Below are 19,095 nucleotides of genomic sequence, written 5' to 3'. Positions count from 1 at the left end.
AAGCCACATACTCATGCGCAGATCTCTACGCCCGACGGCGGCAGTACTCGCCGCGGTCGTCGCCCTCGCTCTTGCCGGCTGCTCGAATTCGTCAGGTAGTGACACCGGAACCGAGGGCACCCAGGAAACCTCCGGGGCCACCGAGGGCTGGCCGCGCACCGTCGATCACGGCGGCCGCAGTACCGAGATCACTGCAAAGCCGACTCGGATCGTGTCCACCTCGCCGTCGTTGACCGGCACGCTGCTTGCGATCGGAGCGCCGGTGGTCGCGAGTGCGGCGACAACGCCGTCGGGAATGACCGATGACCAGGGGTTTTTCTCCCAGTGGTCGGGCGTGGCGGCTGATCGTGGCGTCGCGGTGCTCTACCGAAATCTCGAGCTGGACCTCGACGCGATCGAGACCTTCGAGCCCGATCTGATCATCGGCTCCGCTAACGGCGGCGACTCGACACTCGATGCCTACTCACAGCTGAGCGACATCGCACCCACTGTTCTTCTCGACTACGGCGCCAGCTCCTGGGAGGAGCTCGCTGATCAGCTCGGGACTGTCACCGGACTCGAGAGCGAGGCCGCCAAAACCGTCGACGAATACGACAGCTGGGTCACCACCCAAGCCGCGAAGATCAAACTTCCCGAGCAGCCGGTGACGGCACTGGTCTACATGGGTGCCGACGGTGTCTGGACGTTCCGAGCCGACAGCCCGCAGGGCAATCTGCTGGCCTCGCTCGGCTTCACCTATGCCGAGCCCGCCGAGCAGTTTGTCGCTCCGGACAAGCGGGGTGCCTCCGGCGTCGCGATCGTCAGCTCCGAAAACATGTCTGCCGCACTAGACGGGGCGCAGACGCTGTTTGCCGTCTCGATGGGGCCCAAGGACGTGGAGAAGCAACTCGCGGCCGACCCGCTCCTTGCGAATCAACCTGCGGTCAAGGGTGATCGGGTATACGCGATGGGAACGGCAGCCTTCCGTCTCGACTACTTCAGTGCAAAGCAGACGGTCGAGTCGCTGGTGTCCACGTTCGGTGGATGACCGCGTGGGCGTTTCTGCGCAGTCCCGGACCGAAGCGCCACTGCGGTCCGGGACGGCCGCGCGTGCGGGGTTGTTGGTCCTCGTCTCCATCGTTGTAATCGTGCTGGCATCCGTCGGCGGACTCGTCATCGGCTCACGCAACATCCCCGTCTCCACTGTCCTCGATGCAGTTCTTTCCTACGACGCCGGTAACAACGAGCACCTGATTGTGATCGAATCACGTTTGCCTCGAACAATTCTCGGGCTTGTGGTCGGGGCCGCGCTCGGACTGGCCGGCGCGCTGATGCAGTCGATCACCCGCAACCCTCTGGCCGATCCGGGACTACTCGGTGTGAACGCCGGAGCATCAGCAGCAGTCGTGATTGCGATTGCCTATCTGGGGGTGACTTCGGTCGGCGGCTATCTGTGGTTCGCGCTTGCCGGCGCGGCCGTTGCCTCGGTAGGTGTGTACATGTTGGGGTCGGCGCATCGCAGCGCCGCGACCCCAGCGCGCATGGCGCTTGCCGGTGCCGCTGTTGCGACGGCGATCACGGCTCTCACCAGCATGGTTCTCATCAGTAACGAGGCCGCATTCAATCAGTTCCGATTTTGGGCAGTGGGTTCGTTGCAAGGCCGCGGCGGAGACGTGATTGTCACTGTTCTGCCCTTCGTCATCGTCGGTATCATGTTGTCGTTGTTGCTGATTCGTCCACTCAACGCAATCGCGCTCGGCGAGGATGTCGCCAAAGGGCTCGGTGCCAGCACCGGACCCGCACGGGTCGGATCCGCTGTCGCAGTCATCCTGCTGGCAGGGGCTGCCACTGCGGCGGCTGGACCGCTCGGATTCGTGGGCCTGGCTGCACCGCACATCGTGCGCGGTGTCGTCGGGCCGGATCTGCGATTTCTTCTGCCGTGCGTGCTCGTTGTCGCCCCGGCATTTCTGCTCTTGGCCGACGTTCTCGGTCGCGTTGCCACAGCGCCGGGAGATCTGCAGACGGGGATCGCCGTGGCGGTGCTCGGTGGCCCCTTGTTTGTTGCGCTCGTGCGCTCGCGGCGGGTGGCGTCGCTGTGAATGCGATTGCAGCACAGCCGGTTCCACCGCTGTTCCGCGGTTGGGTGGTTCGAATCGGGTCGTACTCGTGGCGGATAGTTCCGCGAGTGCTGTTCGTAACCGTGACAATCAGTGCGGCATTGGCGGCGCTCTCGTTTGTCGCGCTGATGTATGGAACCCTGGATCTGTCCTTGGGCGAAGTATGGCGTGCCCTGCACGGCGAAGGCGCCCCAGCGGCGGTTCGGTCCGTCCAGAATCGCAGGCTGCCGCGGCTGATCACGGCGATCGGCGTGGGCGGAAGCCTCGGTGTGGCCGGCGCGGTTTTCCAGACGCTTTCGCGCAATGTTCTCGGATCGCCGGACATCATCGGTTTCACCACCGGCGCTGCGACTGCAGCCGTGGTTCAGATCGTCTTCTTCGGAGGCGGGGTACTGCAGACCGCGGGCGCCGCTGTTCTCGGCGGCATGCTGACGGCGCTTCTGGTGTACGCGCTGGCACGCAAAGACGGCGTCAGCGGCGGTCTTCGACTCGTCCTGGTCGGTATCGGCGTGGGCGCGATGCTGAGCGCCGTGATGTCGTTCCTGGTGGTGCGTGCGGATATCGACGACGCCACCGTTGTGCAGCAGTGGACGGCCGGCTCGCTGACCGGGCGCGGTTGGCCACACGCGGTCAGTGTTGCGATCGCCGTCGGTGTTCTCGTTCCTGCTCTCGTCGTGGTGTCCCGGCGCGTCACCATGATGGAGATGGGCGACGACGCAGCGTCCTCGCTCGGGATCTCCGTGGAGCGATACCGATTTGCCGGCATTCTGCTTGCGGTCGCGCTCACCGGCGCGGCGACCGCGGCCACCGGCCCCATCGCATTTGTGGCGCTCGCCGCTCCCCAGATCGCACGACGGTTGGCACGGCGCAGCGGTGTTCTTGTCGCGACTTCCTTCCTGCTAGGCGCAGTTCTGCTGGCGGGCGCCGACTTGATCGCGCAAGCGGTCGAGGTCGGTCTCCGCACTCCTGTCGGTCTTGTCACCAGTCTGCTCGGTGGTGCCTATCTGATCTGGCTGCTCGCTCGTCAGGCCTGAAAAAACTCGCTATGAAAGAGATTCATGACTACTGCCACCCCAACATCGCGGCTGCGCGCCGAGAAGATCGAACTACGGTACGCCGATCGAACCATCGTGGACGAGTTGAGTCTCGAGATCCCCGATGGAGGGTTCACCGTCGTCGTCGGACCGAACGGGTGCGGCAAGTCGACATTGTTGCGTGCGCTCGGCAGAATGCTGACACCTCGATCGGGTCGTGTTGTGCTCGACGGTAACGATATTCGGTCCTATCGAACCAAAGAAGTCGCCCGGCGAATCGCCCTGTTGCCACAGTCCCCGCTCTCGCCTGGAGCGATCAGTGTCGCAGACCTCGTATCCCGCGGCCGATATCCGTATCAGAGCATGCTGCGCCAGTGGTCACCCGAAGACGAGCATGTTGTCTCCGAGGCTCTGAATGAAGTCGGAATGCGATATGCAGCAGACCAATTGGTGGACGAGCTGAGTGGGGGACAACGTCAGCGGGTATGGATCGCCATGACGCTTGCGCAGCGCACCCCGGTGTTGTTGCTCGACGAACCGACCACCTTTCTCGACATCGCACACCAGATCGAGGTTCTCGACCTCTGTTCCCAACTCCACCAGTCCGGTCGAACATTGGTCGCGGTCCTGCACGACCTGAACCTCGCGGCCAGATATGCCACGCACGTAGTTGCCATGCGGTCCGGAAAAATTGTCATGCAGGGCAGTGCCTCGGACGTCCTCACCCCTGAGTTACTGCGCGAAGTCTTCGACCTCGAGGCGCTGGTTCTCGAAGACCCGGAAACCGGACGGCCACTTGTTGTTCCGCGTGATCGAAGACCTGTCAGTCAACTACCCGTCCACAACTGAACCACCGATCAGGAGATATCAATGACTACCGCATCTCGACCTGAAGAAACTGAAACGTCTGCGTCGGCAAAGGCGCCACGCGGAGAAGACCACGACCGCGGTCTCAACGACGTGGTTGCCGTCGTCGAACGCGTCGAACGGCCGACCGAGAGCATCTTGCGCATCGCCGTCCAGTTGACTTCGTCGGCGGACGACCCGAATTGGTTGCGGCCCAACGTCGCATTTCGCATCCAGCTGGGTCCGCACTACGACGACGTCTCTCGTGTCTACACGGTGCGCACCTTCGATGCGTCGAGCGGTTCGATGACCTTCGACGTAGTGCTGCACGGTCACACCAGCCCTATGATGCGCTGGGCCGACGACCGTCGTGTGGGTGACACGTTCTCGCTCACCGGTCCTCGCCCGCACTTCCTCGTTCCCGAGATCGCTGGTCGCCGCGTCGCACTTTTCGCCGACGACACCGCGATACCTGCCCTCTATTCGATTCTGCTTCAGTGGCCCGAGGGACTGACCGGCGTCGGCTGGGTCGCCACCGGTGACGCCGAGGCTTTCGCGGAACTGCCCGTGATCCCCGGCCTCGAGCTGCACCATGTCGAAGATGGACTCGCCGAGTACGCCCTCGAACTCGATAACCCAGGAGACTACGCGGTGTGGGGTGCAGGGGAACGGGACGAGATGCGAGCCATTCGAGCGCATTTCCGTAAGACAGTCGGCCTGGCGAAGGACGATGTAGTTGTCTTCGGGTACTGGAAGCGAGGGGTCAGCACTACCGAGATAGATCAGAACCGACTTCGGAACTACACGAGCATCCTCGAAAACGGCGGCACGCTCGCAGACATCGACGATCTGGCAATCGGTATCTGATGCGACTGTTGGATTTGTCAGCCCGCCGCGTGTTCTTCCGGCGCCAGGGAATTGCCCGGTGCGATGTTCGAGCAGTTGTTCGGCAACTGACTTCCGTTGAAACGGTCGTTGAGCCAGGTGATGGCGCCGGGGAGCCACAGCGCGCCACCCGGAACGTGACTGATGGTGTCGTACTGGTCGTACTGGATGGACAAACCTGCGTCGCAATAGCGAGTGGCGAGTGAGCGGACGTCCCCGGCAACCATGACTCCGTCGCCAGGGCCGACGCCCGGTCCACCTGGCTGGGTGCCCTCGAGGGCTCCGTTTGCGGCTTGAGAGATGAACATCGGGATGGTGGGTATCGGCGCGTTGCCCATGTTGATCTTGTTGGCGACGTCGACGTACTCGGGCACCGAGTTGGGGTTCGCATACTCTGGTTTGGCAAGGTCCTGCCAGGTCACCCCCGGGTACTGCAGGATGACGTTCCCGATCGAGGCATCCTCGATCCGAGGTAGGAGTTCGCGTCCGCGATCGCCGAGATACGGATCGAAATCTATGTCGTAGGCACGGGCAAGTCCGACGACTGCCATCCCGACAACGCCTGCCCAACCGATGCTTCCGTTTGCGTACCGGAGGTTGTTTGCCGGGTTGACCAACAGACCACCCTGGGCGGCGCCGATCAGGTCCTCGTTGATGTCCGGGGCGTAGTCCGGAGCGAGGATGGACGCCCAGTTGGTGGCGATTGCTCCACCCGAGTATCCCATCAGACCGATCTCGGCTGAGTCGGAAATACCTGTCTCGGGAGTGTTGCGAGCGGCACGGAGGGAGTCGAGAGTCATCATTCCGTATTCGGGTCCCGCCGCGAAGTCCGCGTTCGGGCCCTCGGTGTCGGGAATGACGACGGTGTAGCCCAGCGCCAGTAGAGGACCGAACATGACGGCTTCGCCGGAAGCGAGAGTCCCGCCGAAGGCGACATTGCGCCCGCTGGCGGTAAGGCTGCCGATCGGGGTGTCCCCCGCGATTGCTCGTGACGGCCCGTCTTCCGGGTTCAGTGAATCGTAGGCCGACTGGAACGAGACAACTTTGTCCGGCTGGGCATTGGGTGGTCGAAGAATCGATGTGACATTCGCAGACGGCCGGCCGAGAGCGTCGGTCGACCGGTACAACACCTGTACGGCTTGCAACGGGGTAGGAATGTTGACGACGTGATAGGGCAAGGTTCTCGTTTTGAGCACGGCCCCAGGCTGATACGACGACAGCGGTGCCGAACCGTTGTACTGATAGAAGGAATCCGCCGACGGTTGCGCGGCGACAGTAGGTGCTGTGATGCCTGTGAGTGCAATGGCTGTCAGCGCCACCGCTCCCTGAAAGAGAATCTTTGATGCCACGATCGACCCTTCGGTTTCGTATGTCTCTCGGTACTTGACGGGCTGATGTGATGACGACCACACGCTATCTTACTTTTGAGTAATAAACGAGAGTCTTGCGCTGGTTGTTTGAATCATGCATGGACGCAATATGATTGAGATCTTTGAAGTGGCCTTGCTAATTCTGCTCAGGATGCCATGTGTACGATACGACTAGTAGCTGTCGCGACGAACTGCTGCCTTGGGCTGTTCCGGGTCGTCCGATTCCGGGAAATGTTCTGTGCTGCACGGTCTTGAAGGACGAAGGAGTGGACATGGGTAAGCGCGCTCCCGATGACGGCGTGTTTCGAGACTCGGCCGGCGCCCAGGCTGGACTGCTCACTCCTCCGAGCGGTGCACGTAGCGAGGCGGCCCACGAGAAGGCCCTTCGGTCAGCGGAAGCGCTTCTGAAATCCGGGGGAATGAAGGCGGCGACCATCGATGCGATCTCCGAGCAATCGGGCGTCAGCAAAGTCACGCTGTATCGGCACTGGCCGTCGCGGCAGGCGATCGCCGCTGAAGCGTTCGGTGTGCTCATGGCCCGGCACTTGACGTTTCCGGAGACCGACAGTGCGCAAGACGATTTGAACGATTACCTCGAGGACATCGGAAGGTTCTACCGAGGTCCACTCGGGTCGATCTTTGCCGAACTTGTCGGCGCGTGTGCCAACGACCCGACGACGGCTGCATACTTCCGTACCTTCTTCCTCGACGAACGTCGTCGCGGCTTCGCCGAACTGATTCGACGATGTGTTGAGTCCGGATACTTCCGCGACGACATCGAGATCGAGGAAGCGATCGATCTCTTCTTCGGTCCCTTGATCTACCGGATGTTGGTGGGGCACGCGAGTATCGACGACAACACGGTGCGCTCGATCATCGATCATGCGGTTCGTGGACTCCGGAACGGTGTCTAAAGGGAATATTCGCTGAAATCCTTTGTGCTGGAGAGGGTACTGCCCTCTCCAGCGTTGCGCGATGTGTGTCAACTCGGCACTGTCAGCTGAGCATTTTCAGCACGTTCTGGTACTCACCGTTGATCTCGGCATGACGAAGTGGCTTGGCCGCTTCGACCACAATCTCTGTGGCGTTGTCGTCAGCTTTCAGTAGAGCAATGGTTTCTTCGATGTAATCATCAAGGGGTAGAGCCGATTCAGAGTTCTCCTGGTTCATCAGTGTGGTGCGGACGCCCGGTGGGATGAGTTCGATGCACTGGATCGAAGTATCGGCGAGTTGAACGCGCATGCTCTCGGTGAAGAGATGAACGGCAGCTTTCGTGGCGTTGTACGTGGGCGTGATGGGAAGTGGGACGAAGCCGACGGCGGATGACACAGTGGCGATGGTGGCGGTCGGCTTCGTCAACAGATGCGGAATGAACTGGCCGACCAGTCGAATAGTCCCGAGTAGGTTCGTCGTGATCGTTCGTTCGGCGACGTCGAGGAAGTCCGGGTTCTTCAGGTCCTCCGGGTACATGATTCCCGACATCGTCACAAGGACGTTCAGATCGGGAAAGTCCTCCGTTACGGATTCATACGCCGTTCGAATGGATTTCGGGTCGTCCACATCGATGACGACCGTGCCGATGCCCGAGTACTTGTCCGAGATCTCTTGCAGCAGAGCGGATCGCCGCCCACCGATGATTACTTTGTTCCCCTCGTTCTGCAGGCCCACTGCAAGTGCGAGTCCGATACCGGAGGTTCCGCCGGCAATGAAGATGGTATTTCCCGAGATATTCAATGTGTGTTTCCTTGGTTTGTCGTGGGCGTCGACGTGGCGACAGTGATGGATTTGAGTTGGGTGTATTCGTTGAGCGTCTCGAGGCAGAACTCTCGCCCGAGACCGCTTTCCTTGAATCCGCCGAAGGGGACGCCGCCTCCCAGATTGAAGTACTGATTGATCCAGACGCAGCCCGCATCGAGACGGTCCGCGGTTTCCATGGCGTTCTTCAGGTTCGAGGTATAGATCCCAGCAGCGAGTCCGTATGGAGTGTCGTTGGCTTCTGTGATCACTTGCTCGTAATTGTTCCACTTGAGGACGCACAAAACAGGCCCGAAGATTTCGTCCTGCGCAATTCGCATCGAGTTCGTGACCTCCAGAATTGTCGGTTCGACGAAGTTTCCGGCTTCGAATCCCGGCACTACTGTTCGGTTGCCGCCGGTAAGTACTTGTGCGCCTTCTTCGATTCCGGAATTGATCATCGAGATCACACGATCGGCATGTTCCTTGTGGATCAATCCACTCAGTTCGGTGTCCTCCTCGAGTGGTGGCCCGACTCGCAATGATCGGAATCCTGCGACGAGTTTTTCCACGAAGGCGTCATAGATATCCTCGTGGATGAAGAGACGTGTTCCGGCCAGGCAGGATTGGCCGTTGCACATGAGGACACCCGCGGTGGCATCGGCGACCACTCCATCGATGTCCTCGATATCAGGAAACACGATGCTGGGACTCTTGCCGCCGAGTTCGAGAGTGGTCGAGATCAGCCGTGAGGCTGCGGCGTGTGCCACGAGTCGGCCGACTACGGTGCTTCCGGTGAAAGCGAGTTTGCTGACTTTCGGATGACCAATCAGGGCTGCGCCGGCCTCTTCGCCGAGGCCGGGTACAACATTGAGAACGCCTTTCGGGAACACTTCGGCGGCGATCCTCGCCAGTTCCATGACTGAAACACAGGCATTTTCATCAGGTTTGAGTACGACGGTGTTTCCGGCAGCGAGAGCGGGAGCAATCTTGAATGCCGTCATCACAACGGGATCGTTCCAGGGAATGATCTGTCCGCACACGCCCAAGGGTACCCGTTTCGCAACCAGATACCCCGAGGCCAATTCGCGGCCGAAACCGTGGTGCGCCAACGAAACTGACGCAAAGTATCGTAGGTGCGACACTGCGGCCCGATAGTCTTCTCGCATCTCCCTGATGTGTCGCCCGGTGTCCATGCACTCGAGTTGGGCAAGCTCTTCAGTTCGTTCCTCCACCAGTGCGGCAAACTGCAAGATTTGTGCGGACCGTTCTTCGGTCGTCAGGCCTGCCCACGCCGGAAATGCCCGTCCGGCGGCTTCGACCGCATCATTGATTTCTTCTGCCCCGCATCGGGACAGTGTGGCGAGCAGAGCGCCGGAAGCGGCGTCACGCGCCTCGAAGGTGGATGTGCCGATGGCTCGGAACGTTCCATCGATGTACGCACCGTATTCACGAACTGCTTGACCTTCCATGGATCCTCCTAGATCGGTCAATCGGTGAAGTTCGAAGTGTACTGTACGTTTCGTACACTTGTCGATGGTTGCCTTGCCGCGCATGGATGGCGTTAGCAGAAAGAACAGCTAGAACAGTGTTCTGGTCACATCGTCAAGGCGTGGCTTCAGCAATTTCAGCCGCCTGCTTCATAGCCCGTGAGACGTACCCCGTGCCGATTCTGACGCCGCCCAGCCACTCAGTGAGGCGCGCCGCCTCGGCATCGAGAGAACGTCGCGCAGACGCTGACACGGTCTCGAGCAATCGAACGTGCACCACACCGGTTTCGTCTTGGATCCAGCACCCAACGACGCGACCGTCGACCCAAGCGGTGGTGCCGGCATTACCGCGGGTGTCGAAGAGTTGGTTGCGGTGCGGGCCGAGGTAGAAGTCACGGTTCTTCCACCCCATGATTGTCGGGTCGAGCACCGGTAGGAGTGCGACCCAAGGACCTGGATCAGACACCGTGGCGACGTCATCCGGTAGCAGCCAGCCGGTGTCGCCTCCGTCGAGTGAGACTGCAACGGCGTCGAGTTCGGCGAGGGCGGCCCGGACGACCGTCTTCGTCGAGCCCAGCCACCAGACGATGTCGTCTTCCGTGCCCGGTCCGAAGGTGTAGAGCCAACGGCGGACTATTTCTCGATAGCCGTCTGCAGATTCGAGATCGACGGGGGCGTCGTCGAGCCAGTGTCGAGTGAGAGTCCACAGTGGGCGTGAGACGGGGAAGCGGGCGGTGTTGGTGCCGCGCATGATGTCTGCGGTTGCCCCGAGATGCGTGAGAACCCTGGGTGCCGACCAGATTTCACCTGCCGAACCCTCGACCTTGACGTCTGTCATCGGCACGGCCTGACGAATCTCTACCGCTGAAAGCCCTTCAGGCCTATCGGTGAGCAACTTCAGCACTTCCGTCCGTGCGCGATCGAGCCAGTCGTTGCCGTCGACGGCGAGTCCGGCCTTGACGACATCCTTGGCCATTCGTGCCCGCTCGGTGTTCGCGACGCGGGCGGACGCACTCGACCACGCGGCCGGCAGCAAGTCGCGGGGAAAGGTGAAGAGTGTGCGGCGCATTGCCAATTGCTTCACGAGACTGCGTTGGTCGTACAGGGCGCGGTCGACGTCGGCGGCGTCCACGGACCGAACCCTCGCCCAGCAAGACAGATAGACCGTCGCTGACTCGGTGGCGTGCAGTACCGTCATCGCCCGCGTGGCAGCTTCCGGCGAATCGACGTGAAACATTGGCTCCAGCGCATGACGTACTCCTATGCGAGCACGGCGTTCGTCGTCGGAGACATGGCGCATCAGGCCATCGTGCCACAGTCCAGGTGCGTCGTATCAGCTAGTTGCACGAGGGTTCGGTTGCGCCAGTAGTCGTCGTGTCGGAGATGTGTGATTGCACCCGGGGTGGTCGCGAAGGTCGCAAATCCTGCGGCGTCGACGGGAATCTGTAGCCAGGCGGAGACGACGAATGTGTGTGCAAAGCCGTGGGTTACGACGATGTGATCGTGATCGAGATCGTCCATCAGTTCGCACATGCACTCGTGAACCCTTGATGCGATGTCGCGGCGGGTCTCGGCACCGGCAACGGGGCCACGGTGATCGAGGCGGTTGTTGTCAGGGGCCGGGACCTGCCGCTGGGCCAGCCACGAGTTCGGGCGTCCTTCGGCTTCTCCGAAGCTGATTTCGCGCAATCGAGTGTCTGTTGTCGCCGGAGCATCGAGTGTCCGGGCGATGATCGTGGATGTCTCGGTGCACCGTTCGAGGTCGGACGAGGTGATGCGGACCGCGCGCGAAGTTCCGGTGCGTCGTCGTTTCAGTGCTTCGGCGATCAAACCTGCATCGCGCCGACCAGCGGGGGTGAGAACCGAATTGTGCCAACCGCCGACTACGTCCTGCGCTGTGTGTTCGGCATGAGGATGAGTGACGACGTAAAGTTCCTGCACGAGACCCCTTTTGCTTACCCGACTTTTTCCGGCAACAGTATTCCAGGGTTGAGGATTCCACGGGGATCCCAGGAGGATTTGATCAGCTGCATTGCGGCGATGTCGGTTTCAGTGCGCCCCAGCGATATCCACGGCGACTTCGCGCGGCCTATCCCGTGCTCGGCGCTGATGCTTCCATGGTGGGCGGCGACGAGTCGGAACACCATATCGGTCAGTTCGTGTGCGACCCTCGGCTCGGCATCCAGAAGGTTCACATGAATGTTTCCGTCGGCGAAGTGCCCGAACAGGATTGGCCGCACGAGGGGGAATCGTTGTGCCAGGCTTTCTCGGAGGTTGTCGATGAACATTCCCATCACGGACAAGGGGACGGAGATGTCGAGCTTGACTACCGGCGTCGTCGACGACGCGCTGATGCTTTCGGTATGGCTTTCCCGCAGAGTCCACAGTTTTCGAGCCGGCCCAGGCTCGACCGTCGCGTCCTCGATGAGGTCGGCAGAGTCGGAGAGTACTTCGAGGAGCGACTCTTCCGTTTCGCGCGGTGATGACACCTCGATGAGTGTGTACATCGGTGAAGGGGTGCCGAACGGGCGACGGGCATCGGTGTGTGCGCAGACGAGGGAGATGCCGTCGTCGGTCATGATCTCGGCGGCTTCGACGGTCAATCCGCTCTGACGCACGCGATTACACAAATGAAGCGCTTGATCGACTTCGCGTACACCCGCGAGCACGACCTGGGTGTCGGTCGCCGGGGTGACCAGCTTCATCAGGACCTTGGTGATAACTGCGAGCGTTCCCTCGCTGCCGGCGAGAAGTCCTGGAATATCGTATCCGACATTGTCTTTGACGAGTGGAGTCCATCTACTCAGCACCGAACCGTCCGCGAGCACGGCTTCGATACCGAGTATCTGTGCGCGTGTATTTCCGTATCGGACCATGCGCGTCCCACCGGCGTTGGTTGCGACGATGCCGCCGAGTGTTGCGGATTCCTTTGATGCCAAATCGATTCCGAAGCGGAGACCGTGTGCAGATGCGGCCAGGTCGGCGCGAGCAACGGTCACGCCGGCGCCGGCCGCGATTGTCCGACCGATGGGGTCGACGGCTTCGATCGTCTCCAGACGTCTGGTACTCAGCACCACGGACCCAGCCGAGGCGATCCCACCACCGACCAGTCCGGTGTTGCCGCCTTGCGGTGTGACGGGAACCCCCGCGTCGAAGCATGCTCGAAGAACCGCAGACACTTCGGAAGTGTTGCCGGGGCGGATGACCGCGATCGCGTCGCCGATCCAACGTCCCGTCCAGTCACGTGTGTAGCCCTCGATCAGTTCGGAATCGGTAAGGACATGCGTGTGGCCGACGATCTCCGCGAGGGCGTCGAGAAGCCTCGCGTCTGTTGTAGGTTCAGTGAGTGTTCGGGGGTTCATGTGCAACCTTGTGATCGTTCGGGTGACAATTTTCGGGAGACAGACGGTGGATCAACGTGAACTCGATCCTCCGACCTCAGGTGATGCCGTGTCCAAGACCAAGTAGTGACACCACCATCTGTTTTTCTTATAATCGCCGTATGAACCTGCAGCGTGCCCGTTATCTGATCGCTCTGTCGGATCATGGGAGCTTCACTCGAGCCGCTGCGAACGTCCACGTCGCGCAATCGGCCCTCAGTCAGCAGATCAAGGTTCTCGAGCGCGAACTCGGAGTGCCGCTGGTGGATCGTCGGGGTCCGCAGTTCACCTTCACGGAAGCCGGCAAGGTGGCGGTACGAGAGGCGCGCTTTTTGATCGGGTGTGCGGACCGGGCTGTCGAACGAATTCGGTTGGCCGCGCGCGGTGTGGACGGAGAACTGCGCATCGCGTACACCCGTTCGTGGGCGGGCGGCGCAGTCGCGGATCTGGTCAGCACCTATCGAAGGCTCTACCCGGGCGTCGAAGTTGTCGTTCATCGTGGCACTTCGGCGCAGACTGTCGACCTCGTCCGAACCGGAGCCGTCGACATCGCGGTTGTTCGCCCGCCGCTCGATGAAGACGATCGAGAACTTCCCCTGATCGTCCTCGACACCGAACCTATCCTGGTCGCTGTTCCCGTGGATCATCCGTTCGGAGATCGAGCGACGCTCGAACTCGGAGATCTGGTGGACGTCCCCGTTGTGTTCTGGCCGGAGGCCAACGCCCCGGGGATGTATTTGCGTACGCTCGAACAACTTTGGCCAAACGGGGCGCCCAGCATCGTTCGATTCGAGGCCGACGACGAGCAGGTGCTGCATGCCGTCTCGGACGGGGTGGGTATTGCGCCGATCCCCCAGGGCAGAGCGCGGATGCTCCGCATCCCGGGTGTCCATCTATGTGAGATCGCCGGTGAGCAACCAACTCTCGACGTGGCAGTGACCTACCGCCCGGATAATCCGAATCCGGCGCTTGCGCCGTTTGTTGCGCTCGCTCAACGCGAAAGATCGTCAACCACTGCGTAGTGCCTGTGATGCGCGGTGGGTCCTATCCGCCATCGAGGACCAGCATCATGGCCGTTGCGCGTGCTCGGTTCTCGATGGAATCGACGTGGAATCCGACGTGCTGGGACAGTTTCGCCAATCGGTGCGCGACGCTGCTGTGGTGAAGATGCATGGAATCTGCTGCGGCCCTCAAGGTTCCGGACTGCAGGTATGACCTCAAGGTTTCGAGTAGTTCTAACCCCTGTTTGGTATCGCCGATCTCTTCGGCACGAACCAGATCCGGTATTCGCGAGTGATCGATGTGTGGTCCCGGCGCCAAGAGGTTGAGGGCGCCGAGATCGTCGGCGTTCACGATCGGTGTTGTTGCCGACGCCTGTGTACGAGCGAATCGTGCAGTGCTCAGTATTGTGCTCACTTCGGAAGCGGGAGCAGTCAAAGATATTCCGGCGCGAATGAATGACGACAGCGCGGCCTCGGACAGCTCGGGTGTCGCCGCGAACGAACCCGTCACGAGATTCAGATACTCGCCGTCAGCGTCTATCCCAGTGGCTTTGCCAGGTTTGTAATCTGGCGAAATGACAAGGTGTGCAGCACCTTCGGCCGTGCCTGAGACTGCCTTGGTTGCCATTACACGGACTGGGGTATGGGGTTCGATACCGAGACCGGCGCAGGAGGTGAGCACCGCGAGTTCATCCATCGGGAACAACAGATTTCGAGTGTGCTCGGCTTCGGTAGGCAGGCGTCGCGGTTGCAGAATTATCGCTGCGGTCAGGGCCATCCGGTCGACGAGCATTTCGTCGAGTGGCAAGCTGGCCCCGGGTCGTTCGATCCATACCGTTCCGAGAACCTCGTCGTCTACGGCAATGTTTCTGGTCATGCTCGGTGGGAGCTGAGGATCGGGTGACCAGCGGCCGCGCGGATCGCAACGGCGCAAATTCTTCTTGCTTCTGCCGCGCTCGACGATCTCGATACCCACGATGCAGTCCGCCAACTGCGCGCTCGCACGAAGCAAAGACGCGGTGTCGGAGCCGTGCCGCACGAGGGCGTCGAAGTAATCGATGACACGTACCAGGCCTGCCGAGTCTGCATCGAGCTCGGCAAGCCGGTACATCAGTCCTTGCATCTCGCAACGCTACGAGACCGGCGAGAGCGAACGCAACCCTCTCCTGAGCGCAGTGAGGGCTTCGGCGGCACCTCTTTCGCTGACCGCGGCGGTCGCGACCAGTGCCGACCCGTGAAAGGTTCCGGGGAAGGAGTGCAATTCGACGCTGACTCCCGCTTGCAGCAGCCGAAGGGCGTATTCGATTCCTTCGTCGCGGAGCGGGTCGAGTTCCATGGTGGACAGGTAGGTCGGCGGCAGACCGGTGAGGTCGGTAGCCCGGGACGGCGCAGCGTAAATGGACACGTCAGGATCTTCGGGACCGGAATACGACTCGCCGAGATAGTACTTCCACGACAGGATGGCGTTAGGGCGGTGCCACAAGGGGGTGTCGACGAAGTTCGTCATCGAGACCGTCGCCAGACGGTCGTCGAGTTCAGGGATTTCGAGGAATTGGAAGGCCACGGGCACAACGCCCTCGTCACGGGCTTTGAGGACAGTGCCTGCGGCCAGTCCACCGCCTGCGCTCTGCCCTCCCACTGCGATGCGGCGTGGATCGACCCCCAGCTCCTCGGCATGGGCGTGGATGTAGAGGAGTGCGGCGTAGCAGTCGTCGACGGGGCCGGGGAAGGGGGTTTCGGGGGCGAGGCGGTACTCCACGTTCGCAACGGCGAATCCGAGTTCCCGCGCCACCTCGACGCAAAATGGATCGCTGGATTCTGCGGTGCCGATTGCGAATCCGCCGCCATGGATCCAGAGCAGAACGGGGACAGGGCCGGCAGTGTTGTCCGGGGTGAAGAAACGAATCGTGACCTCCGGATCGCCGTCCAGGCCGGGTGCCGACAGTTCACGAAGCGAGACTCCGTCGAATGACAGGTCGGCCAACATGGTGCCGACCAGAGCGTCGTAGGTGGCCCGTGCGTTGGGGAGGTCAGCGAAGTCCACCTTCGGGAGCATGGTGAGTGCCGCGGCGAGTTCGGGGTCGAGAGTCGGGAATGTTGTCATGCACCCATCATCGAGCCTGAATGTGGCCTACGTCACCAGCGGATTGTAGGAAATCGGAGAGTCTCCCTCCGACACCCGTCGGATCTCCCTAGGATGACGCCGGTGGACAGGGTACATCTCGGGGTGGGTTCGAGCGATTCGAAAAGTGGGGCACGGATTGGTGGACGACCTCCGCAAGTTTTCGCTGGTCAGGCGATTCTGCGGTCGCACGAGTACCTTCTGACGCTCGAGGCACACACGGCGCCGTGGCTCGGCGCGCGAGAGCTTTCGGTCTTCATCCGTCGAGGTTTCTCCATCGGCGACGACGACCTCGAATACCCGGACATCGGGGTTAGGGCAGTCCTGCACCCCTCGTCGTCACGAAGTGCGGAATCGGCGGGCAGCCATGCGGGCCTTGGCAGCGCGGCGTTGATCAGGATTCCATCGGACGACGAGGTGATGCCGTTGGTGTTGATAGCTCCGCAACCGGTGCTCATTCAGAACGAACCGTCCTACGCCGATGCCGTCGAGGCAGATGGACACAGCTTCCTGTTCCAGATCAACGAAGAGGGGTGGCCGGTGGTTGCCGAGTCCCACCCCGATTTCGTAGAGGAGTACCTATTCGGTTACGGGTCGGTGTATTTCTACGGGAGCTCTGACGCGACCGGGCTCGTTCGCGAAGTTGTGCCGGGATTTCTCGACTTCTGACCGGCCCGACGGCCCGTCCGCCGATACCGTGGGCAGCGTATCGCGACCGGCGGTTATGTCCTCGGAAAAATTGTTTCGGAAGTTTGTCGATCGGTGAGTGCGCCGTTCGACGTGTAAGCAGAGGGACCGAACAGAGCGGTCCACGAACGAAGGAGATTCTCATGAAGTACATGCTGATCATGCGTTCCACCGATGAGGCTATCGAAGCATCCAAGGACATGGACTTCGACGAGATCATCGCGGCGATGGGGCAGTACAACGAGTCCCTGATCAAGGCAGGTGTCTTGCTGGCCGGTGAGGGACTGGCGATGGAGGAGGGATTCATCGTCGATTTCGAGTCCGATCCTCCGCTGGTCTCCGACGGCCCGTACGGGGAGACGAAGGAGTTGTTCTCGGGATTCTGGATCATTCAGACGTCGACCAAAGACGAAGCCTTGGAATGGGCGAAGCGCTGCCCGCTCGGGCCGGGAAGCAAGCTCGAGGTACGCCGCGTGAGCGAGATGTCAGACTTCGATCAGGACAACGAGTACATCCAGAAAGAGGCCGGCTGGCGTGAAGAGCTCGGTACCGATCGTCCGGTCGCAGGCTGACCATGACCGACGAGGCGGTGCGAGAAGAAACGAGAAAGGCTGTCGACGCGGTCTGGCGTATCGAATCCGCGAAGATTGTCGCCACGTTGACTCGCACCGTCGGAGATCTTGATCTCGCCGAAGATCTGGCCGCGCAGGCTCTGCTCGAAGCCGTCGAGCAGTGGCCCGCGACGGGGGTTCCGAGAAACCCCGCTGCCTGGCTGACATCTGTGGCGACACGACGAGCGATCGACGGGTGGCGACGACGTGAGAGGTTGGACGAGCGCTACGCCCACTTTGCGCGTGAACTCGAGAACGACGCTTCACATTTCGACGACGTCAGCTGGGATCCGGACCGCATCGACGACGATGTCCTTCGCCTGATGTTCATCGCCTGCCATCCCGTGTTGAATCGAAAAGCGCAGGTGGCGTTGACGCTTCGGGTGGTGGGCGGTTTGACCACGGAAGAGATTGCGAAAGCGTTCCTCACGCCGACGGCGACGGTGCAGCAGCGGATAGTCCGCGCGAAGAAGGCGCTGACCGCCTCGAAAGCGGTTTTCGAAGTTCCAGGGCGAGAAGAGTTTTCGAGCAGATTGAGCGCGGTCCTCGGAGTGCTGTACCTGGTGTTCAACGAAGGCTATGCAGCCAGTTCCGGGGACGAGTGGATGCGGGCGGAGCTCAGTGCTGAGGCTCTGCGGCTCGCGCGAATACTCGCCGAATTGGTCCCCAGGGAGTCCGAGGTACACGGCCTTGTCGCTTTGATGGAGCTGACAGCCTCGAGATTCGGCGCTCGGACAACCTCGACCGGTGAACCCATCCTGCTGGCTGACCAGGATCGGACGAGGTGGGATCGCCTACAGATCTCACGTGGGCTTGCCGCGCTGGAACGAGCTGACGCCGTCGGGCGTGGACGAGGCCCGTACGGCCTGCAGGCGGCGATTGCCGAATGTCATGCGCGAGCAGCAACTTTCGAAGACACCGATTGGAAGAAGATAGTGATCCTCTACGAGGCTCTGGCGCAACTGGCGCCATCGCCCGTGGTCGACCTCAATCATGCGGCGGCGGTATCCATGGCATACGGTCCTGGCCCTGCGCTCGAATTCGTCGACAAGCTTGTCGCTTCAGGTGAACTGGCCGACTACCACCTGCTTCCCAGCGTTCGGGGGGAGTTGCTCAGTCAGCTCGGCCGATCCGAGGAGGCTAGAACCGAACTCCTCGAAGCGGCTCGGCTGGCCGGGAACGAGCGTGAGCGCGCTGTGCTGGTCGCGAAAGCCGATGCGCTGCTGCCGGATCGGTAGTCACGCGATTGTTAGTCACGCGATTGTTAGTCACGCGATTGTTAGTCACGCGATTGTTAGTCAGGGCTGAGTCGGATCATCATTGGGCACCATGGGCGGCATCCCGACTCCGTAGGGATCGAGCATGTCCGATACACGTCGACCCCACCGTTCATGCGCGGACTGACGGGTCATTCCCGCTGCGCGGCCGATGGTTGACCATGTTGCGCCGAATCTACGCAGGCTCATGACGCTTGCCGTCGAATCGATACCTGCGGCCAGCTGAATCCGGAAACAGGCCAACTGCCACGCCATCTGACGCTGCGCCGGGATGTCGGTGTCCTGTTCTGCCTCCCACTCAGGGCTGCCAGGTAAAGGATCTGTTCCGACAATCTTGTCTGCCTGAGTGCCGGCCTCGGTGATCGCGGCGTTGACCGTGGTGATCGCGGCGGTCTCGATCTTCGCAGTCAGGGCGCGTTCGATCAGGTCTTCCATGAGAAGTTCTCCTTTCGTCAGGACTAGCCTGACAGGCGCTGTTGAATTCTGTCAAGAATCCCCTGACAGACTTTGAGTTTAATTAATGCACGATTTATTTGTGTACTATCTAAATAGTCTCCGGTTC

The 19,095-nt window shown here is 61.2% G+C and carries 19 protein-coding genes; 10 read left to right on the top strand and 9 right to left on the bottom strand.

All coding sequences use genetic code 11. The features are described 5' to 3' along the window. Positions 1–13: 13 nt before the first annotated feature. The 5 genes from fepB to ATN38_RS10955 are packed head-to-tail and all read left to right on the top strand — an operon-like array spanning position 14 to position 4,843. Positions 14–1,027 (top strand): Fe2+-enterobactin ABC transporter substrate-binding protein, encoded by a 1,014-nt coding sequence (gene fepB, locus ATN38_RS10975; protein WP_007735706.1) that lies wholly within the window; start codon positions 14–16, stop codon positions 1,025–1,027. Beyond that, a complete protein-coding gene (locus tag ATN38_RS10970; RefSeq protein WP_064113554.1) occupies positions 1,020–2,078 on the top strand; it encodes an iron ABC transporter permease in 1,059 nt (352 codons plus the stop codon). The genes fepB and ATN38_RS10970 overlap by 8 nt, the downstream gene beginning before the upstream one ends. Then, positions 2,075–3,130 carry an iron chelate uptake ABC transporter family permease subunit gene (locus ATN38_RS10965; RefSeq protein ID WP_082900930.1) on the top strand — a complete coding sequence of 352 codons (1,056 nt, stop codon included), beginning with the start codon at positions 2,075–2,077 and terminating at the stop codon, positions 3,128–3,130. The genes ATN38_RS10970 and ATN38_RS10965 overlap by 4 nt, the downstream gene beginning before the upstream one ends. Positions 3,131–3,154: 24 nt before the next feature. Next, complete coding sequence (locus tag ATN38_RS10960) at positions 3,155–3,979, top strand: ABC transporter ATP-binding protein (RefSeq protein WP_218747978.1); 825 nt, start codon at positions 3,155–3,157, stop codon at positions 3,977–3,979. A 21-nt stretch (positions 3,980–4,000) separates the two neighbouring features. Then, complete coding sequence (locus ATN38_RS10955) at positions 4,001–4,843, top strand: siderophore-interacting protein (RefSeq protein WP_054188306.1); 843 nt, start codon at positions 4,001–4,003, stop codon at positions 4,841–4,843. A 17-nt stretch (positions 4,844–4,860) separates the two neighbouring features. On the opposite strand, the gene ATN38_RS10950 is transcribed toward ATN38_RS10955, so the two are convergent. Then, on the bottom strand, positions 4,861–6,210 hold the full coding sequence (locus tag ATN38_RS10950) for a lipase family protein (protein ID WP_064113558.1): 1,350 nt from the start codon (positions 6,208–6,210) through the stop codon (positions 4,861–4,863). 293 nt (positions 6,211–6,503) lie between these two features. Here ATN38_RS10950 and ATN38_RS10945 point away from each other — a divergent pair, with 293 nt between their 5' ends. Then, positions 6,504–7,145 carry a TetR/AcrR family transcriptional regulator gene (locus tag ATN38_RS10945; protein WP_058038428.1) on the top strand — a complete coding sequence of 214 codons (642 nt, stop codon included), beginning with the start codon at positions 6,504–6,506 and terminating at the stop codon, positions 7,143–7,145. A gap of 82 nt (positions 7,146–7,227) precedes the next feature. Here the strand turns inward: ATN38_RS10945 and ATN38_RS10940 are convergent, their stop codons facing one another. The 5 genes from ATN38_RS10940 to ATN38_RS10920 all read right to left on the bottom strand — a co-directional run bounded on the left by ATN38_RS10940 (position 7,228) and on the right by ATN38_RS10920 (position 12,817). Continuing rightward, a complete protein-coding gene (locus tag ATN38_RS10940; RefSeq protein WP_050654964.1) occupies positions 7,228–7,965 on the bottom strand; it encodes an SDR family oxidoreductase in 738 nt (245 codons plus the stop codon). After that, a complete protein-coding gene (locus ATN38_RS10935) occupies positions 7,962–9,437 on the bottom strand; it encodes an aldehyde dehydrogenase (RefSeq protein WP_218747977.1) in 1,476 nt (491 codons plus the stop codon). The genes ATN38_RS10940 and ATN38_RS10935 overlap by 4 nt, the downstream gene beginning before the upstream one ends. Positions 9,438–9,570: 133 nt before the next feature. Beyond that, positions 9,571–10,755 (bottom strand): winged helix DNA-binding domain-containing protein, encoded by a 1,185-nt coding sequence (locus ATN38_RS10930; protein WP_064113559.1) that lies wholly within the window; start codon positions 10,753–10,755, stop codon positions 9,571–9,573. Then, complete coding sequence (locus tag ATN38_RS10925) at positions 10,755–11,396, bottom strand: histidine phosphatase family protein (RefSeq protein WP_064113560.1); 642 nt, start codon at positions 11,394–11,396, stop codon at positions 10,755–10,757. Before ATN38_RS10925 ends, ATN38_RS10930 begins: the two co-directional genes overlap by 1 nt. 14 nt (positions 11,397–11,410) lie before the next feature. Further along, positions 11,411–12,817 (bottom strand): FAD-binding oxidoreductase, encoded by a 1,407-nt coding sequence (locus ATN38_RS10920; protein WP_064113561.1) that lies wholly within the window; start codon positions 12,815–12,817, stop codon positions 11,411–11,413. 140 nt (positions 12,818–12,957) lie between these two features. Here ATN38_RS10920 and ATN38_RS10915 point away from each other — a divergent pair, with 140 nt between their 5' ends. Beyond that, positions 12,958–13,857 carry a LysR family transcriptional regulator gene (locus ATN38_RS10915; protein ID WP_054188300.1) on the top strand — a complete coding sequence of 300 codons (900 nt, stop codon included), beginning with the start codon at positions 12,958–12,960 and terminating at the stop codon, positions 13,855–13,857. Between the two features lie 22 nt (positions 13,858–13,879). Here ATN38_RS10915 and ATN38_RS10910 read toward each other — a convergent pair whose 3' ends face one another. Continuing rightward, positions 13,880–14,959 (bottom strand): helix-turn-helix domain-containing protein, encoded by a 1,080-nt coding sequence (locus ATN38_RS10910; protein WP_231915871.1) that lies wholly within the window; start codon positions 14,957–14,959, stop codon positions 13,880–13,882. 9 nt (positions 14,960–14,968) lie between these two features. Then, the gene (locus ATN38_RS10905) at positions 14,969–15,940 is read right to left on the bottom strand and encodes an alpha/beta hydrolase (RefSeq protein ID WP_007735725.1); all 972 of its coding nucleotides are present in this window, start codon (positions 15,938–15,940) and stop codon (positions 14,969–14,971) included. A 93-nt stretch (positions 15,941–16,033) separates the two neighbouring features. Between ATN38_RS10905 and ATN38_RS10900 the strand changes: the two genes are divergently transcribed. The 3 genes from ATN38_RS10900 to ATN38_RS10890 all read left to right on the top strand — a co-directional run bounded on the left by ATN38_RS10900 (position 16,034) and on the right by ATN38_RS10890 (position 18,494). Beyond that, positions 16,034–16,627, top strand: coding sequence for a hypothetical protein (locus ATN38_RS10900; protein ID WP_064113563.1), 594 nt, complete (start codon positions 16,034–16,036; stop codon positions 16,625–16,627). A 161-nt stretch (positions 16,628–16,788) separates the two neighbouring features. Next, entirely contained in the window at positions 16,789–17,217 is a 429-nt protein-coding gene (locus tag ATN38_RS10895) for a YciI family protein (protein ID WP_007735729.1), read from the top strand. A 2-nt stretch (positions 17,218–17,219) separates the two neighbouring features. Next, entirely contained in the window at positions 17,220–18,494 is a 1,275-nt protein-coding gene (locus ATN38_RS10890) for an RNA polymerase sigma factor (RefSeq protein WP_042922905.1), read from the top strand. 60 nt (positions 18,495–18,554) lie between these two features. On the opposite strand, the gene ATN38_RS10885 is transcribed toward ATN38_RS10890, so the two are convergent. Then, a complete protein-coding gene (locus ATN38_RS10885) occupies positions 18,555–18,968 on the bottom strand; it encodes a hypothetical protein (protein WP_003942828.1) in 414 nt (137 codons plus the stop codon). Between the last annotated feature and the right edge of the window lie 127 nt (positions 18,969–19,095).

It is taken from the genome of Rhodococcus sp. FH8, assembly GCF_019266085.1.
GTDB lineage: Bacteria > Actinomycetota > Actinomycetes > Mycobacteriales > Mycobacteriaceae > Rhodococcus_F > Rhodococcus_F qingshengii.
Note: the sequence above shows the minus strand (reverse complement) of the source record. Positions and strands in the feature narration are given on the sequence as shown.

Coding starts and splice junctions, on each gene's coding strand:
- ATN38_RS10935 (WP_218747977.1), bottom strand. CDS start 9,437: ATGGAAGGTCAAGCAGTTCGTGAATACGGTGCGTACATCGATGGAACG.
- ATN38_RS10885 (WP_003942828.1), bottom strand. CDS start 18,968: ATGGAAGACCTGATCGAACGCGCCCTGACTGCGAAGATCGAGACCGCC.
- ATN38_RS10900 (WP_064113563.1), top strand. CDS start 16,034: ATGACGCCGGTGGACAGGGTACATCTCGGGGTGGGTTCGAGCGATTCG.
- ATN38_RS10910 (WP_231915871.1), bottom strand. CDS start 14,959: ATGCAAGGACTGATGTACCGGCTTGCCGAGCTCGATGCAGACTCGGCA.
- ATN38_RS10945 (WP_058038428.1), top strand. CDS start 6,504: ATGGGTAAGCGCGCTCCCGATGACGGCGTGTTTCGAGACTCGGCCGGC.
- fepB (WP_007735706.1), top strand. CDS start 14: ATGCGCAGATCTCTACGCCCGACGGCGGCAGTACTCGCCGCGGTCGTC.
- ATN38_RS10895 (WP_007735729.1), top strand. CDS start 16,789: ATGAAGTACATGCTGATCATGCGTTCCACCGATGAGGCTATCGAAGCA.
- ATN38_RS10915 (WP_054188300.1), top strand. CDS start 12,958: ATGAACCTGCAGCGTGCCCGTTATCTGATCGCTCTGTCGGATCATGGG.
- ATN38_RS10960 (WP_218747978.1), top strand. CDS start 3,155: ATGACTACTGCCACCCCAACATCGCGGCTGCGCGCCGAGAAGATCGAA.
- ATN38_RS10930 (WP_064113559.1), bottom strand. CDS start 10,755: ATGCGCCATGTCTCCGACGACGAACGCCGTGCTCGCATAGGAGTACGT.
- ATN38_RS10955 (WP_054188306.1), top strand. CDS start 4,001: ATGACTACCGCATCTCGACCTGAAGAAACTGAAACGTCTGCGTCGGCA.
- ATN38_RS10920 (WP_064113561.1), bottom strand. CDS start 12,817: ATGAACCCCCGAACACTCACTGAACCTACAACAGACGCGAGGCTTCTC.
- ATN38_RS10905 (WP_007735725.1), bottom strand. CDS start 15,940: ATGACAACATTCCCGACTCTCGACCCCGAACTCGCCGCGGCACTCACC.
- ATN38_RS10890 (WP_042922905.1), top strand. CDS start 17,220: ATGACCGACGAGGCGGTGCGAGAAGAAACGAGAAAGGCTGTCGACGCG.